14 protein-coding genes and 3 pseudogenes are annotated in these 14,618 nt (G+C 61.8%); 4 read left to right on the top strand and 13 right to left on the bottom strand.

What is annotated here, in order from left to right; genetic code table 11:
• The 10 genes and pseudogenes from fdxA to YO9_RS18280 all read right to left on the bottom strand — a co-directional run bounded on the left by fdxA (position 1) and on the right by YO9_RS18280 (position 8,568).
• Positions 1–324 carry a ferredoxin gene (gene fdxA, locus YO9_RS0111350; RefSeq protein ID WP_016997569.1) on the bottom strand — a complete coding sequence of 108 codons (324 nt, stop codon included), beginning with the start codon at positions 322–324 and terminating at the stop codon, positions 1–3.
• A gap of 131 nt (positions 325–455) precedes the next feature.
• Positions 456–671: a hypothetical protein gene (locus tag YO9_RS18265; RefSeq protein WP_223286457.1), complete on the bottom strand. Its 216-nt coding sequence runs from the start codon at positions 669–671 to the stop codon at positions 456–458.
• Between the two features lie 319 nt (positions 672–990).
• Complete coding sequence (locus YO9_RS18270; RefSeq protein WP_016997571.1) at positions 991–1,170, bottom strand: hypothetical protein; 180 nt, start codon at positions 1,168–1,170, stop codon at positions 991–993.
• A gap of 16 nt (positions 1,171–1,186) precedes the next feature.
• Complete coding sequence (locus YO9_RS0111360) at positions 1,187–1,903, bottom strand: PIG-L family deacetylase (RefSeq protein WP_223286458.1); 717 nt, start codon at positions 1,901–1,903, stop codon at positions 1,187–1,189.
• Positions 1,904–1,905: 2 nt separating this feature from the next.
• Positions 1,906–3,812: pseudogene (typA, locus tag YO9_RS0111365) on the bottom strand (translational GTPase TypA).
• A 207-nt stretch (positions 3,813–4,019) separates the two neighbouring features.
• Positions 4,020–4,532, bottom strand: coding sequence for a peptidoglycan-binding domain-containing protein (locus YO9_RS21680; RefSeq protein WP_396350761.1), 513 nt, complete (start codon positions 4,530–4,532; stop codon positions 4,020–4,022).
• On the bottom strand, positions 4,496–5,206 hold the full coding sequence (locus YO9_RS0111375; RefSeq protein ID WP_016997573.1) for a peptidoglycan recognition protein family protein: 711 nt from the start codon (positions 5,204–5,206) through the stop codon (positions 4,496–4,498). The genes YO9_RS21680 and YO9_RS0111375 overlap by 37 nt, the downstream gene beginning before the upstream one ends.
• Entirely contained in the window at positions 5,206–6,099 is an 894-nt protein-coding gene (locus YO9_RS0111380) for a peptidoglycan-binding protein (protein ID WP_223286459.1), read from the bottom strand. The genes YO9_RS0111375 and YO9_RS0111380 overlap by 1 nt, the downstream gene beginning before the upstream one ends.
• Positions 6,100–6,546: 447 nt before the next feature.
• A complete protein-coding gene (locus YO9_RS18275; RefSeq protein ID WP_317259820.1) occupies positions 6,547–7,389 on the bottom strand; it encodes an alpha/beta hydrolase family protein in 843 nt (280 codons plus the stop codon).
• 855 nt (positions 7,390–8,244) lie between these two features.
• On the bottom strand, positions 8,245–8,568 hold the full coding sequence (locus YO9_RS18280) for a hypothetical protein (RefSeq protein WP_223286460.1): 324 nt from the start codon (positions 8,566–8,568) through the stop codon (positions 8,245–8,247).
• A 158-nt stretch (positions 8,569–8,726) separates the two neighbouring features.
• On the opposite strand from YO9_RS18280, the pseudogene YO9_RS0111390 reads away from it, so the two are divergent.
• Positions 8,727–10,130 (top strand): annotated as a pseudogene (locus tag YO9_RS0111390) (MBL fold metallo-hydrolase).
• Between the two features lie 269 nt (positions 10,131–10,399).
• Here YO9_RS0111390 and YO9_RS0111395 read toward each other — a convergent pair.
• Both YO9_RS0111395 and YO9_RS0111400 read right to left on the bottom strand, forming a co-directional pair.
• Positions 10,400–11,265 (bottom strand): annotated as a pseudogene (locus tag YO9_RS0111395) (sulfite exporter TauE/SafE family protein).
• Positions 11,266–11,318: 53 nt separating this feature from the next.
• On the bottom strand, positions 11,319–11,855 hold the full coding sequence (locus tag YO9_RS0111400) for a rhodanese-like domain-containing protein (RefSeq protein WP_016997578.1): 537 nt from the start codon (positions 11,853–11,855) through the stop codon (positions 11,319–11,321).
• A gap of 170 nt (positions 11,856–12,025) precedes the next feature.
• Between YO9_RS0111400 and YO9_RS0111405 the strand changes: the two genes are divergently transcribed.
• From YO9_RS0111405 to YO9_RS0111415, 3 genes are all read left to right on the top strand, one after another.
• The gene (locus tag YO9_RS0111405) at positions 12,026–12,283 is read left to right on the top strand and encodes a metal-sensitive transcriptional regulator (RefSeq protein WP_016997579.1); all 258 of its coding nucleotides are present in this window, start codon (positions 12,026–12,028) and stop codon (positions 12,281–12,283) included.
• Between the two features lie 64 nt (positions 12,284–12,347).
• The gene (locus YO9_RS0111410; protein ID WP_016997580.1) at positions 12,348–12,809 is read left to right on the top strand and encodes a DUF2087 domain-containing protein; all 462 of its coding nucleotides are present in this window, start codon (positions 12,348–12,350) and stop codon (positions 12,807–12,809) included.
• Positions 12,810–13,133: 324 nt separating this feature from the next.
• Positions 13,134–13,415 carry a DUF1540 domain-containing protein gene (locus YO9_RS0111415; protein WP_016997581.1) on the top strand — a complete coding sequence of 94 codons (282 nt, stop codon included), beginning with the start codon at positions 13,134–13,136 and terminating at the stop codon, positions 13,413–13,415.
• A 123-nt stretch (positions 13,416–13,538) separates the two neighbouring features.
• Here YO9_RS0111415 and YO9_RS0111420 read toward each other — a convergent pair whose 3' ends face one another.
• Complete coding sequence (locus YO9_RS0111420; RefSeq protein WP_016997582.1) at positions 13,539–14,390, bottom strand: hypothetical protein; 852 nt, start codon at positions 14,388–14,390, stop codon at positions 13,539–13,541.
• Positions 14,391–14,618: the final 228 nt, after the last annotated feature.

Consider the following 14,618-nt stretch of genomic DNA (forward strand, 5'->3'; position numbering starts at 1 on the left):
TCAGTCCTGGTTCTGCGGGGGCAGCGCGGCGATGATCGGGTGGTCCTTGCCCGTGTTGCCGAGCTTGGCGGCACCGCCCGGGGAGCCCAGGTCATCGAAGAATTCGACGTTGGCCTTGTAGTACTCGGCCCATTCTTCCGGGGTGTCGTCCTCGTAGTAGATGGCTTCCACGGGGCACACAGGTTCGCACGCACCGCAGTCCACGCACTCGTCCGGGTGGATGTACAGGGAGCGTTCGCCCTCGTAGATGCAGTCCACGGGACATTCTTCGACGCATGCCTTGTCCTTGACGTCCACACAAGGCTGAGCGATCACGTATGTCACGGTAAACGTACCTTTCCTGGTTCGAGGGGATCAGCCAACAGTCTAACCGCGTGGTAAGACGCGTGCTTGTCGGCGGAGTCTGACGATGTAGCGGCCCGTAACAATCACCGCGGCCATGACGGCCACGAAAATCACGGCGAACCACGCGTAGCCGACCATGCCAATGGGCGCCTCCCACGAGGTGACCACCAGGCCGAGCCGTTCTTGAGGTATGCGTAGGCCCACGAGAGCACGTAGGTGAGCAGTCCGGGGACCGCTGCGGCCCACACGCGGCGGGTAGCGGTGCCGCACCACACGCTCGCGAACCACACGAGGCGCCGGAGAACAGCAGTCCCCACGGCAGCCACACGGAGTCATTGATGTACCAGATGTTCGCGTGCATCACGGTGGCCACGGAACCCACCAGCAGGCCGGTGATCACGGTGGTCAGCACGGAGGACAGGCTGGTCGGACGCGCCGACGCCGCTCTGGTCGAGCTGATCTCGTCCGTCTCGGCGGGTTCGTCGACCGGATTCGCAACGGCGGGATCCGCGGCAGCAGGTTTAGCATCGTCGGCGGAAAGTCCGCCAGCGGATTTGTCTCCAGTGGCGGCCTGGTTCACGCGGTTCTCGCTCCCGGCGGAGTTCTGCCACGGGGCCGGGTTCACGGATGTCCGTTCGGTGCTGCTCACGAGTGATCACCGCTGCTCAGGTCACCACGGAGCAAGCGATAGTGCTCGGTGGCGGTCAGCTTCTGGGGAACGCCGTTGGACAGTTCGAACGTCTCGGGTGCGTCCTCCGGCAGAACAATTTGGGTGGCGTGGGCCGCCATGGCCGAACGCTTGGTGTCGAGGTCTCCGGCGACCACGGCCTGTTGCCTCCGATCAGCGGGATCGACGTCGCCTCGGTGCCCCACACGAGTGGGACGTCCCAGACTTCTGCACCGTCCGCCGGCGTCTTGGCCTTGTCGATGCCGAGCATCGTGACGTGATGGGTGCGCACGTGTCCGGGTGACCGTAACCGCCGTCGTCGCAATACGTGACCACCACGTGCGGACGGATCTCTCGAATGGCCGCGGCCACGTGGGCGGCGGCTTCATCCTCGGTCGCCGACGTGAGCGCTGCCGGGGAAACATCCTCGGCAGGCTGCGCACGGCCGTTGTCGCCCCAGCTCATCCCGGAATCCAGGTAGCGGCCCAGGCCGTTGGCAAACCCTACGGACTCATCGAGGGCCGGAGTCTCCCCGGCGAAAAATCGATCGGAGAGACCGAGTGCCGCGGCGGCGTCGTCGAGCTCGCCCACGCGATACAAACCCAGTGCCGTGCCGTCGGTGTCGGGGCAGCCAGGCTGGCCCACTTCGAGGTGGCGGAGTGGCGCGGGGATGACCTCACCGCGTTCGCCGCGCGTCATGGTGAGCAGCACGTTGCTCGCACCAGCGCGGGCGTAGTGGGCGATCGAGCCGCCGGTAGCAATGGACTCGTCGTCCGGGTGGGCATGAACCCACAGGATCCGCGCCTCCCCGGGGGCACGGTCCGAAGGCAGCAGCGAATCCATTGCGCTCTCGGTGACCGTGCCCGCTTCGGGGTATTGCGGAGTGCTCATGATCAGACGCGAGCCCGCTGACGAGCAGCCTTCACACGCTCGTTGGCGTCCAGCACGACCTTGCGGATGCGAATCGCTTCCGGGGTGACCTCGACGCACTCGTCCTCGCGAGCGAACTCGAGGCACTCCTCGAGCGTGAGCTTACGCGGCGGGGTGAGGTGCTCGAAGCTGTCCGAGGTGGAGGAGCGCATGTTGGTGAGCTTCTTCTCCTTGGTGATGTTCACGTCCATGTCGTCCGCGCGAGAATTCTCGCCCACGATCATGCCCTCGTAAACCTCGGAGGTGGGCTCCACGAAGAACGCACCGCGCTCCTGCAAGTTGATCATGGCGAACGGGGTAACCACACCGGCACGGTCCGCAATGAGCGAGCCGTTGGTGCGGTATTCGATGTCGCCGGCCCACGGCTCGTAGCCGTCCGAGTACGAGGACGCAATACCGGCACCGCGGGTTTCCGTCAGGAACTTGGTGCGGAAGCCGATCAGACCACGCGAGGGAACCTTGAATTCCATGCGCACCCAACCGGTGCCGTGGTTGACCATGCCCTCCATGCGGCCCTTACGGCCGGCCATGAGCTGGGTGATGGCGCCGAGGAACTCGTCCGGGGCGTCGATGGTCATGTGCTCGTAGGGCTCGTGCACCTTGCCGTCGATGGTCCTGGTGACGACCTGGGGCTTACCGGCGGTGATCTCGAATCCTTCGCGGCGCATCTGCTCCACCAGGATGGCCAAGGCCAGCTCGCCACGACCCTGAACTTCCCAGGCGTCAGGACGCTGGGTGGGAAGAACCTTGAGCGAGACGTTACCGATGAGCTCCTTGTCCAGGCGATCCTTCACCTGGCGAGCGGTCACCTTGGCGCCCTTGACGCGACCGGCCAACGGTGAGGTGTTGATACCGATGGTCATGGAGATCGCGGGGTCATCCACGGTGATCAGCGGAAGCGGCTGCGGGTTCTCCGGATCGGTCAGGGTCTCACCAATGGTGATGTCCTCGATACCGGCAACGGCCACGATCTCACCGGGACCGGCCTGCTCGGCAGGAACGCGATCCAGGCCCTTGGTGGCCAAGAGTTCGGAGATACGGACGTTCTTCAGCTGGCCGTCCTGGCGGGCCCAGGCAACGGTCTGGCCCTTCTTCAGGGTGCCGTTGAAGATACGCAGCAGTGCCAGGCGACCCAGGAACGGGGAAGCGTCCAGGTTGGTCACGTGAGCCTGCAGCACGCCGCCCTCTTCATAAGAAGGCGCCGGGATGTGCTCGATGATGGTTTTGAACAGCGGCTCGAGATCCTCGTTGTCGGGGAGCTCGCCGTTGCCGGGCTGATCGGTGGAGGCGCGACCGGCCTTACCGGAGGCGTAGACCACGGGGACGTCCAGAACGGCGTCCAGGTCCATCTCCGGGTAGTCCTCGGAGATGTCCGATGCCAGGCCGAGCAGCAGGTCCATGGTCTCGGAGACCACTTCTTCGATGCGGGCGTCCGGGCGGTCCACCTTGTTGACCACGAGGATCACGGGCAGCTTGGCCTCGAGTGCCTTACGCAGCACGAAACGGGTCTGGGGCAGGGTCCTTCGGAAGCGTCAACCAGGAGCACCACGCCGTCCACCATGGACAGGCCGCGCTCCACCTCGCCACCGAAGTCCGCGTGGCCCGGGGTGTCGATCACGTTGATGGTGATGGTCTCGCCGTCGGCCGAGGGGCCGTCGTAGAACACGGTGGTGTTCTTCGCGAGGATGGTGATGCCCTTCTCCCGCTCCAGGTCTCCCGAGTCCATGACTCGTTCTTCGACCTCTCCGTGTTCGGAGAAAGCGTGCGTCTGCTGGAGCATGGCATCGACGATGGTGGTCTTGCCGTGGTCAACGTGGGCAACAATTGCCACGTTGCGCAGATCGGCGCGCTGGGCGGTGGTTTCAGACATACGCAAGTCTCTCTTCATAAATCGAGGTAGAGGGGAATCTCAGCGATTCTACTCTTCCTGATGGACCTGCTCGTCCACACGTGACCTATCTCTCGTCTGTTCGTCGATCGCGCCCCTGGGCATGAACAGCTGGAGCCGCGCGGACGGTGGTGTCCGCGCGGCTCCAGCAGCCCCTTCATCAGTTATTAGTGGTGTGCCTTCGTGGCCCTACCTGCCTGCTTGCAAGGCGCCCCACGTTCCAGCACCGACCACACCATCTATCTGCATGGCCAATGTCGACTGGTAACTCCTGACGGCCTGACCGGTCGCGGGTCCGAACTTCCCATCTTCTTGGAGTCCGGATCCACGTCGAGCGTTCAAAGCTCGCTGCACGCGCGTCACCGCTTCGCCCGAACTACCCTCCTTGACGATCGGGCGTGTTCCCGCGGACATCAAGGCGCACCAGCTCTTGGGCCCCAAGACCCCGTCCGCGGTGAGTTTCACCTTGGCCTGGAACCCCTTAAGAGCCACTTCGGTCTTGGCGCCGAAGACACCGTCAACGGCCCCCGGGTTGAACCCGTTCTTCAGGAGCGCGGACTGCGCCTTGGTGACCGCCGCTCCGCGAGACCCGACACGCAGCGTGGGATACGCTCCCCCGCTGCCCGGTGAGCCACCAAGGTCCGACGTGATAACCCTTCCGGCGTTCAGGTTGCCGCTACGTCTTTCCGGAGAATTGCCAATTTAGGGTAAAAGGCATTTCCACAGCATTCCGTGGTGGAATTACCCGCAAAATCCCTGTGCCCCAAGATATTTGCCACAGGAATCCTGTACTGCTGACAAATGTAGGCCACCAAATGAACCAACGCTCGGTACTGACTCGCGCTCGGCAGTGCAGAACTGAACGTCCCTTCGGTTTCAATACCGACAGCCTTTTGATTGGCCGCATCTCCGCCTCGAATATGTCCGCCAATGGCGCTCAACCGACCAGACCTGACCGCCTCCAGACTGCGATGGCGACCCTCATAAATTCTGGCACCCTGCGTGACCGTGAAGTTTTGAAGGGTGTCCCGGATATCCGAATTTCGCGCCATGTGACTTGTTTGAATCGACCGCACGAATGAGTCTTCAGCAGATCTGGTTCTGGCGCCGCGATTCGCTGTGGCCGTGTGGTGGATCGCCACGTGAGTGGGCTTGGCGCCCATCGTGATGGCTTTCCTGGGGGCACGAGCACCCCACTGCGGGCACGTGATGAACCCGGGGGCGGGCAACGGTGCAGCATAGGCGGCTGGCATGGACACCACGGACGGCACCGCGACCGCCGCGGCGATGGAGGCCAGTCCGGCCGCTTTGAACCAGGCCCTGCGATCGAAGCCCTGGTGAGCCGGGCGCATGTCGTCCCCAACGCGGGCCTTCATCAGGCACCACGCTTCATGGCGCTGATGGTCTTGGCTCCAACCACACCATCAGCACTGAGTCCGCGACTCGACTGGTACTTCTTGACGGCGGTCTGGGTGGCCGGGCCGAACTTCCCGTCTACGGTCAACCCGCTACCCAAGAAGGCATTGAGCGAGCGCTGGAGAATCTTCACCTGGTTGCTGTCCTGACCGGACTTCAAGGTGGTGCCGTTGAGATCACGGGCGATGAGAGCACCCCAGGTGCGCGGTCCCACAACTCCGTCGGCCGTCAGCCCCACACTGCGCTGGAACGCTTTCACGGCATTGAGAGTGTTCGGTCCGAACTTGCCATCAATCGCGTCCGAATAGCGGCCTGCCGCCTTCAATCGCGCCTGCAGGTCCTTGACGGCAGCCCCGCTGGATCCGGATCGCAGGGTCGGGTAGCTGACACTGGGATTCGAGGGCGGAGTAGTGCCTCCCGTTCTGGGCAGACCGGGGAAGCCCCAGTTCATGGCCGTGCCCGCTTGAACTCGGTTTCCGCAGGTCATGGTGCGGTTCAAGGCGGCGTCACGGATGACGCTGCCATAGCGTTCGATCTGGAAGTGAAGGTGCGGGCCGGTCGAGTTGCCGGTACTTCCTACCTTGCCCACCACTTGGCCCTTGGTCACCGTCTGACCCGTTTTGACCGACTGCGCGCTCAAATGGAAGTAGCGGGACTTGTATCCCCCGGCATGTTCGACATCGACCAGGTTGCCGGATCTGGACTGATACCCAACCTGAACCACCTTGCCACTGGCAGCCGCGCGGACATTCGTACCGGTAGGAGCGGCAATGTCGAAGCCGCCGTGAGAGTTGCCACTGCCGCAGTAGCCATTGGGCGTACCGGTCACGACGCCGGTCGTGGGGATCTCCATGGCACCTTGCTCCGCCGCGGCCGGAGGAATGGTCAACAACGAGGCAAGTAAAGTAACGCTTCCCAATAAAACCCCGATTTTCCGGTGCTTGTTTTTGGGCGCGTTCGAGTTAGTGGCGTGAACCGACATGTTTTCTCCTTGCTAGAATTAAGAATTCATAGCCAAGCTTATGAATTCCGAAAAGAACGCTCAGAGAACATTCGGGCGCTACACCTTCCAAGAATTTACTGCCCCTCGTTCGAGCCCGAGCGTGAGTCCAAAGCTACGCGTGTATCAATACGGCCCACAAGGGCAAATGCAATTCTCATTCATACCATTTCCCCACCTAGTGCGAGGGACTATGCCACAAAAGTAGCTCTTATGGTGTTACTGACTAATCAGTAACACCATACAGACAAAGAAATGGCCCGGAGTTCCAGAAACTCCGGGCCATAACAAAAGAACAACTTATCCTAAAAGCTCCGGCCTGTGCCACGGCTTGTCCTGCACATGCTGGTCGACGAAGGCCAGAACCGTCTCGTACCAGGTACGCGCGTTCGCAGGCTTGAGGATCCAGTGGTTCTCGTCCGGGAAGTACAGGAACTTGTGCCCCTCCACCGCGGTATGTCGTTGCAGATCCGACCACAACTGCAGCCCCTGGGAGATGGGCACCCGGTAATCCTTGTCACCGTGGATGACCAGCATGGGTACTTGGATGTCACCCACGAACCGGTGGGGTGAATAGTGATCGGCCTGCGACGGCGCCATCGCTTCTTCCCACTCGGTGTTGTCGGTGGTCGAGCCCATCGTGTTCAGATCCCACAGGGACGCGTGAGTCACGATGCACCTGAACCGCTCGCCCGTGTGGCCGGCCACCCAGTTGGCCATGTACCCGCCGTAGGAACCACCCAGCAGGGCCTGCCGCTCGGCATCGATGTCCTGGCGTTGCGTCGCAGCCTCCACCAGGGCCATGACATCAGTGAACGGGGCACCACCTAGTTCCTGTTGTCCCCGGTCGATCATGTGCTGGCCGTAACCGGTGGAGATGGCGGGGTCGGGAAGCAGCACAGCATAGCCGCTTGCCACGAAGGGCCACGGGCTCCAACGCCATGACCACGCGTTGTTGGACGCCCACGGCCCACCATGCACGAACACGAGCAGCGGAAGCTCCTCGGCCGCGGGGGTGTCAGGCAGCGCGAGCCAGGCTCGAATCTCCTTTCCGTCCTCGGCACCGTGATGACCTCTTCCAGCCTCCCAGCCGGAGTGGCATCGGACAGGAGCCCCTGAACCGGTGCGGGATCGGCCGAGAATCCCTCATTCGGCCAGCACACGAGCTCTTCGGGTCGGTCCAGGCGGGATCGCAGAGCCCAGAGCCGCTCCCCCGTCACGTGAACAGACCGGTACGTCCAGCCTTGACCATCGCCGCCGGCAGCAATATCAACGCGCGGTTCATCCCCTGGTGCACAACTGATGCGCAGCACAATGCCGCGGCCACGGTAATCGGCACTGCAAACCACGGTACTGTCATCAATCCACTGGGGATCCTCTCCCCAGTATTGGTCTCCGGGAAGGATCTCGTGGGCTACACCCGACGCGAAGTCGTAAACGCACAGCGATATGGAGAGATTTTGCGTACTGGTCCACAGCCGCTCCTTGACGATGATGGCCCGCGTTCCGTCCGGGCTGACAGGACCTGCTTCCCACCAGGTGTCCTGTTCGACGGGGCGGATAAGTTCGGGCTCCCCAGAGCCATCGTCGGTGACGGGCACACGCCAGATCTCCGAACGTTCCCACCCGCCGTCCATCCAAGCTTGCACGGTGACCACCGCAAAACTCCCGTCCGGCGAGGCTCATAACCCAGCAAACGACCCTCCGGAAGTCGAACGTGCCGTGTTTGGTCCTGGACCGAAGCGCCGGCGGCAGCGCCGACAGCGTCCACGAACAAGAGTGTGGGCACATCCGGCCCCAGGTCGTGGTCCCAATCGCGGGTGGGTGCCGTCTCGTACAACACCGCACTCACGCCCGAGTCTTCGCGCAACTTGTCCAACCGCTCGCTCTCGGCGGTGACCTCGTTGGCGTGGCGGGCAGACGGGAGCGTGCCGCTTACGAAGAACAGACGGTCGCCACCCAGCTTGAGGTCTTCGACGCCGCCGGGCCGTTCCAGAATCATCCGCGCCTCGCCGTACGAGGCAAAAGCCATAGCCGTGTGCGGTCCTTGTCGTCCTGGTTGGCGGGGCGCGCAGACGTGAAGAAGAGGGCGCCGCCGACCCCGGGACACACTTCCGACACTCCGTGCTGATCGTGAGTCAGCTGCCGGGTCTGGATCTCGTCCTGGTCAGTCTCTACCGACCACGCCTGCGTCACGTACTTCTTGCCATCTGTAGACAGCTCTTTACGAAGGGCCACCACAGTGCCCGATTCGTGGGTATTGAATCCGGACAGGCGAGGTGACGCGACCAAATGCTCGGGGGTATCTACACGGAATGTCATGTAGGTCACACTAACGCGATGCCCTGACACCCATAGTGCGGACTGTGCCAGCAATACCCTAGGGGGTACTTGCAACATACCCCCTAGGGTATTACCGTTTTGGTCAACACCCGGAGGAGCAGCAGGCTTCCCGATGTCGCAATTAAGGAGAACTCCTCATGCTTCTGGAACGCATCTACGACGAGGACTTGGCCCAGGCAAGCTTCGTGATCGGTTGCCAGGCCAAGAAAGAGGCCATCGTGGTCGATCCACGGCGCGACCTTGATGTTTATGTGAAGATCGCGGAGAAGAACGGCATGAAGATCGTGGGTGTGACCGAGACTCACCTCCACGCAGATTTCCTCTCCGGTACTCGTGAATTGGCCTCGGCCACTGGTGCCACCATGTACGTCTCCGGAGAAGGTGGCCAGGATTGGCAGTACGAATTCGACGCAACCCGCCTCTATGACGGGAGCGAGATCAAACTTGGCAACATCACCATTACTGCAGTACACACCCCCGGACACACACCCGAGCACCTCTCGTACCTCGTCACCGACGGCGCGTTCGCGGACGACCCGGGCTACATGCTCACCGGGGACTTCGTGTTTTCGGGTGACCTGGGCCGACCCGATCTGCTCGATGAGGCCGCAGGCGGTATCGATACCGCTTCGAGGGTGCCAAGCAGATGTTCAAGAGCCTTCGAGACAAGTTTTTGACCCTGCCGGACCTCGTGCAGGTGTTCCCCGGCCACGGCGCCGGATCTGCCTGCGGAAAGTCCCTGGGCGCTATCCCCTCCACCACCGTGGGCTATGAGCGCCGCTTCTCCTGGTGGGCCTCCTACGCGGAGAACAACGACGAACAGGGATTCATCGATGCGCTCCTCGATGGGCAACCTGACGCACCGTTCTACTTCGGCCGCATGAAGAACCAGAACCGCCGCGGCCCGGAGATCATGGGTGAACGCGCCCCGCTGGAAGAACTCGACAATGCGGAGGTGGCCAAGAAGCTGGAAGCCGACGAAGTCAGCTTCGTGGATACCCGTTCCGCGGACGCAGCCCACAATGGCACCGTTGAAGGCGCACTGAACATTCCGGGCTCCGGCAATATCGCCACGTATGGCGCCTGGGCAGTGAACCCGGAAACGGATGATCGCCCCCTGGTCCTCTTGGCGGAAGACCAGGAGTCGGCGCAGAGCATCTGGGACCACCTGGTGCGCGTGGGCATCGACAAGGTGGCCGGATATGTGACTTCGTTCGATGGACTCCCCGTTTCCAAACCTCAGGTGATCAACCCAGGAGATGTGGAATCCTTCGATGCAGCAACGCTTCTGGACGTGCGCGCGGTGAGTGAATACGACGAGGGACACATTCCCGGCGCCACACAGCTTCACGGTGGTCGAGTGCTGTGGAACTTGGACAAGCTCCCGCAGCACGGAACCATCGTCACGTACTGCAAGAGCGGGGCGCGTAGCTCGATCGTCGCGAACGTCCTACGCCACGCGGGCTACGACGTTGCCGAGCTCAAGCTCCTACGATGCTTGGGCAGTTCACCAGGACTCCGTCAGCAGCGCCTCTCGCTAAGAAATCCTGACGACCGAGGCCGGGAGGTCCACCCATTGCGGGTGACTCCCGGCCTTCTGGTATTCGGATTCCCGTCGAGAACTCGTCACCCAACGCCGTCATTGGCTCTGCACCATTGGCATGCCTCCAAGTAGGCCACTGCACATTGCGCCCGAATAACCGGGGCAAGAAAACTCCCCGTCGAATGAGCTGAAACCTAGCTCATTCGACGGGGAGTTCCTTTATCGCTAGCGATTCCCTCGAGAACAGGAATTTCGCACGACCGGGGGTCAGCCAGCGATCGCCTTAGACCTGAGGGGACAACGGGGAACGGCGAACCAGCAGACCAGCACGGCGACAGCAGCAGCACCGGCTGCACCCGCCACGATCAGGCCTCCCACGCCCGGCAGTTCCTGAGCGAGTACGAAGAATCCCATGACGAGCACGAAGATCCCGAACCCTTTCCGCAATGCTGCTTCCGGGATCCTTCCCGCCAGCCGAGCACCAATCACTGACCCCACTATTGCGGCGGCAGTGACGGCCCCTACGAGTGCCCAGTCCAGCGAGACGGAAGTGAGATAGCCGCCCAGTCCCGCAAAGGACTTCATGGCGATGACCACAAGCGAGGTTCCCACAGCAACCGGCATGGACAGGCCGCCGAGCAACGCCAGGGCCGGGACAACCAGGAAACCTCCGCCGGCCCCGACCAAGCCGGTGACCAGGCCCACCCCGAGCCCCTCGATGAGAATTTTGACGATCGGCAGATCGGTGTGCGCAGAGCTTTCCTTCTCCTTCTTTCGACCACGAATCATCGCCAAGGACGTGGCCACCATCATCACGGCAAATGCAATCATCAGCACCGCGCCTGGGATGTACCCGCCAGCCAGTCCCCCGAGGAACGCGCCGACCATGCTGGCAAGCCCGAAAATCAACGCGGTTCGCCACTTCACCCGTCCCTGGCGGGCATGAGTGACAGCGCTGAAGACCGAGGTCACCCCCACCACGAAGAGCGACGCCGCAATGGCCTCCTTGGGATCCGATCCGGCCACGTAGGTGAGGATCGGAACAGTGAGAATGGATCCGCCGCCACCGAGCAGCCCCAGCGAGAGTCCGATCATGATCGACAACAACAGGTCAGTGCAAGAGTCACTGTCATGAGAAGTCCTGTCCCCCTAAAGCTCCGCGCCTTCGAGCGCGCAGCTTCAGGGATTACTCGGAGCGTGCCGGGATCTGCTGAATGGCCGAGGTGGCGGTGGGCTCCACCGCCGCCTTGTTCCATGGCATGGCCGACAGTGCCTTGCCCATGGCGCAGGTATTGGTGGCGGCGGAGAAGGTGAGCCCGGTGCCAATAATTCCGGCCACAGTACGCAGCTTGGGCGAAACGAACTTTCCGCCGACCAAACCGGTCAACACCAAGGAGCCGACCACCAGGCGCACCTGTCGTTCGAGATCCCAGCGGGATGCGCCGCGCACCACATCACCACCGGCATCGGCGAACCCCGAGGCACCGCCTTCAAGCACGTAGGCAGATTCGAGCCCCACCGTGGCCAGCCGTTGACGCGCTTGCTCTGCCCGAACGCCTGAGTGGCAGACCAGCACAACGCGCTCTCCCAGCCGGGAAACGAGGTCTTCCGTGTGCTCGGACAGCAGGTTCAGCGGCACGTTGTAGGAGCCCTTGATGTGGAGGGCCTCGAACTCCGCCGCCGACCGGACGTCAACCACCACCAGATCCTGGTGTTGCGCCATCCATTCACGGAGAGTTTGAGGGCTGACATCGGTGACGGTAGGAGGAGACACGAGAGTCCTTTCGAGCGGCTGAATAGAAATGGTGAGGTCAGTATGCTGGATACCCCTTGGGGTATGCAAACGCCCCCGGGGGTATAGGATGCTCTCACCCTTCAGATTCAGGAGACCCCATGGAACTTGACCCTTCAGACATCACGCCGGCCATCAATCGACTCAAACGAGCCCAGGGCCAACTCGCAGCGGTCATTCGCATGGCCGAAGAGGGTAAGGAGTGCAAGGACGTGGTCACCCAACTGTCCGCCGTTTCCAAAGCTCTGGACCGCGCAGGCTTCCTCATCGTGGCCAGCGGGCTCGAACAGTGCTTCAAGAACCCCGACGAAGCCATGGATAAGAAGGAGATGGAGAAGCTCTTCCTCTCCCTCGCTTAACGGGTGACATTCCACTCCCCCTCTTCTTCATTGATTTCTGGGTGTGGCCTGCCAGGATGGCCGAATGAACACGCGTCAGATTTTTGCCGCCCTTGCGAATCCGGATACTCGCGACATGTATGCCCGGGTCATCCTCGACCAGGTTTCCGAGGCGCCTACGTCCAAACAATCGCGCGCCCTCCAGAACCTACAACGCGCCGGCTTGATCGAGGACGCCGACGGCGCATGGTTACCCACCGCTGTTTTTCGTGAACTCTTGGCCGAGGGCGCACGTGATACCCCCAAGGGTTACGAGCGCTTCCTGGAGAACGGGCGCGTCGCACGGTGGCCGTCCAAGGCAGCGGATAAAGACGGACTGATCCGCTGGATCATGGATCAATGTTTGGCAGCTGACGAGCACATCGGAGAGCGAGAGCTCAATGAACGGATTGAAATGTTCAGCGATGACCCGGCCCTGATTCGTCGGCACTGCGTAGACGCCGGGCACCTCACGCGAACCCAGGACGGTAGCGAGTACCGCAGGTAGGACCGAGCTCACTCGCGTTAGCGTTATTCATTTCAATTGGTGTCATGTGTGATTAATGTGCATTTCACGCGGATGCCCTGAATCCCACTAGCTAATGCAGAGATGATTTAGCGGATACCCAATTACGAAACACTCTTCACGGACCGCAGACCCGCGAGATGCCCGTCACAGCAAGGCAAGGCTCCCCTTGGTCGGCAATTAGAGAACATGGGACTTCGCTAATTTAATTACGTCAGAGTGGTTTGACCTAAGGTTCAACTTACTTGTAAGGCGGGATTTTCGCTCGTATCTTTATAAATACGAACCGCCTGAGAGGAACAGATCATGGCTACTTTGACCGCCGTCTCCGCTTGCGCCGCCACCGCGTGCGCATACAACGACAACGGCTGCTCCGCGCCCGCCATCACCGTGGGCGGCAGCGGCTCCACCGCATCCTGCACCACTTTCATTTCCCTGGACGCTCGCGGAGGCTTGCCCACCGCCAACGGCCAGGTTGGCGCGTGCCAGCGCCTCGAGTGCAAGCACAACACCGACCTGCTGTGCACCGCGTCCTCCATCGAGATGACCGGCGACACCGCTAACTGCGCTTCCTACGAAGCCGAGTAATCACTCGCTTCCGGACACAACCGTGCCCGTGCGTTCTTCACGAACGCACGGGCACGGTTTTTGGTTCTGACGAGCCAGCTGTCTGGGCGATTACTCCCCAAATTGAGGATGACTGCGAGTCGATTATTCGGCTGCGCCCACTCGAGCCCCGAACAGGGACTCCACTCGGGCCAAGAGACCACCACACTCCACCACGGACTCGCGGTCGAAGGGCACGAAGAACACATGAGTGCGCTCGGCACCGTTGCGCATGACCGTCAATCCGGTGACATCGACATCCACCACGAACTCACGGTTCTTGGTATGAGAGCAACCTCCGGCAGAGGGCTTCTCACTCAAGACGCGCGCCTCGACCCAGCCGTTACTGACGGCATCGCACAGCGAGGCAAGATCAACGGAATCCAGGCTGGACGCAACATCCAGACCAACGGTCTCGATGTCACCCAAGCCGGCCAGAGCGACGTCGTCATGCCGCTCGACCAGGTGCCCGAACGGAATGGCCGTGGCACCCACGCCGTCGTGCAGCAGAACCCGCGAGACCCGGACGATGCCGAGCATTCCGAAGGGCGACTCGGCCACGGCTTTGACCATCTCGGGCACGTCGTCGTACTCGAGTACATCGGAAGCGCGTTCGGAGTCCAACCACTCCAGCTGACCGAGCATGTGCGCGCTGGCCGTGAGAATTTCCACGCGAGGTTCCGGGGAGAGCTTGGTGATGTCCATCCGAACATCCATGCGCGCGCCCGGGTTGAGCAGAACCGCGTCGTCAGAACCAGAGAACACGGTGGTCGCCACCATGAGTTCGCCGTTGCCTGCCATGCCGTGCGCCAGTGCATCGAGCGTGGGCTGTCCTTCGAGCCCGTAGGCAACCAGTGCCGCGCGCCCCGCCCCCGCAAGCATTCGATGTGCCAGTGACACTGCTCGATCGTGGGTGCTGGAACCTTGAGACTGGCCACCAATCGTTCGCTCGACCATGGCTTCCTCGCTCTCTGTGTGACTGCCAAACTTAGGAAAGCCTAACCTTGGACTTGCTTCATGTGAAGAGCATCTCACGAAATAGATCAGGATTTAATGACTTAAATCCAGCCGATTGAGTTCGAACACGTCCTAAATGTGATTCGTGCCATGTTTTGACTGTGAAACCATCGATCCATGGGCTTCATGACGTCTCACCGGTTCCGATTGTCAAGCCCCGAGTTTTGT

This window comes from Kocuria atrinae C3-8 (assembly GCF_000286355.1).
In the GTDB taxonomy this organism is placed as follows: domain Bacteria; phylum Actinomycetota; class Actinomycetes; order Actinomycetales; family Micrococcaceae; genus Kocuria; species Kocuria atrinae_A.